Raw genomic sequence first — 1,564 nt, 5'->3', positions numbered from 1 at the left:
TTTTGGGTTTGGATATACGAAAAAGAGCTGTAACGCTCAAGGTAGTAGTAAATACTACCTATTCGTTACAGCCCCTTTTTTATTATTTCATTTGAATAAGTTCGTATTCTCTTGTACCTAAACCAATCTTTTCCGCATGTTCTAATGTTTCTTTCCATCTGACATTAGGATTTGAATCTAGGAAGTTATCATGATGGTGATGCCAATGTGGATCAGCTAAATTATCAGATAACTGGCTATTAGGCATAGGTGTTGCATGTAAGCATGCATCTACACATGCCTGATCTAAAGCAACGGGATCAAATGACGCAAAGATACCAACATCTGGTAAGATAGGTGCATCGTTTTCACCATGACAGTCACAGTTAGGTGAAATATCTCTCACTAAACTAATATGGAATGTTGGTCTTCCATCACATACTGCCTGCGAATATTCAGCCATTTTTCTACCAAGTATTTCATTCGCATTCCAGTTTTGGTTTTCAATGGCATCAAATACACAAGCCCCAATACATCTGCCACATCCTTTACAGATATCCTGATTGATGACTGCTTTACCATTTTCATAAGTGATTGCATCACTACCACATTCTTTAGCACAGCGACGACATCCTCTACATAAGTCATCATGCACAATTGGTTTGCCTGAATTATGTTGCTGCATCTTACCAGCACGGCTTCCACAGCCCATACCAATATTCTTAATCGCACCACCAAAGCCTGTAGACTCATGGCCTTTAAAATGAGTTAAGCTGATAAAGATATCCGCATCCATGACTGCACGACCAATATAAGCTTCTTTACAATATTCACCATTTCTTACAGGTACTGTAATATCATCAGTTCCTCTTAAACCATCACCAATAATAATCTGACAACCTGTAGTGATTGTATTAAACCCATTAATATTAGCACAATCTAGATGTTCTAGGGCGTTCTTTCTAGAACCTGGATATAAAGTATTACAATCTGTTAAGAATGGTTTTCCTCCACATTCCTTAACGACATCTGCAACTGCTTTCGCATAATTAGGACGTAAATAAGATAGGTTACCTAATTCACCAAAATGCATCTTGATAGCTACAAACTTACCATCCATATCAATATCAGTGATTCCTGCTTTCTTAATTAAACGCTGTAACTTTTCAGTTAAACTTACACCAACACGTGTACGAAAGTCTGTAAAATATACTTTTGATTTCTCCATGAACATATCCTCCATAATACTATTTTAAACCCAAAGCAAGGTTCATAGTCAACTAAAAAAGAGCAGCGAGTAACTAAATAGACTTGGGGTTTACTCAAGCTTTGAAAAAGTCAGGGGTATAAACTCCTGGCTTTGCTTTTATGCTGTCAACTTTTTAGGGGCAGTTTTTCGCTATCTGTTTTGTTTATTTCATAAATCATTTATCATGTTCTTAAGGTCAATAAATCTATAGAAAGAAAAAAAGGATAAGCATCGAAGTTTGGCCACCGAAATGCTTATCCTGTCCAATAAGAACACTATGATAATAATAAAACTTTCATCTAAAATCAAGCATATTACTGAAAATCAATATAAAAA

General features: G+C 35.9%; 1 protein-coding gene. It reads right to left on the bottom strand.

What is annotated here, in order from left to right:
• Positions 1–82: 82 nt before the first annotated feature.
• Positions 83–1,207: a DUF362 domain-containing protein gene (locus EAI80_RS13070; RefSeq protein WP_129982379.1), complete on the bottom strand. Its 1,125-nt coding sequence runs from the start codon at positions 1,205–1,207 to the stop codon at positions 83–85.
• Positions 1,208–1,564: the final 357 nt, after the last annotated feature.

Source organism: Catenibacterium sp. co_0103, from assembly GCF_004168205.1.
GTDB classification, from domain to species: domain Bacteria; phylum Bacillota_I; class Bacilli_A; order Erysipelotrichales; family Coprobacillaceae; genus Catenibacterium; species Catenibacterium mitsuoka_A.
The sequence above is the reverse complement of the archived record's forward strand: the minus strand, read 5'-3'. Positions and strand labels throughout refer to the sequence as shown.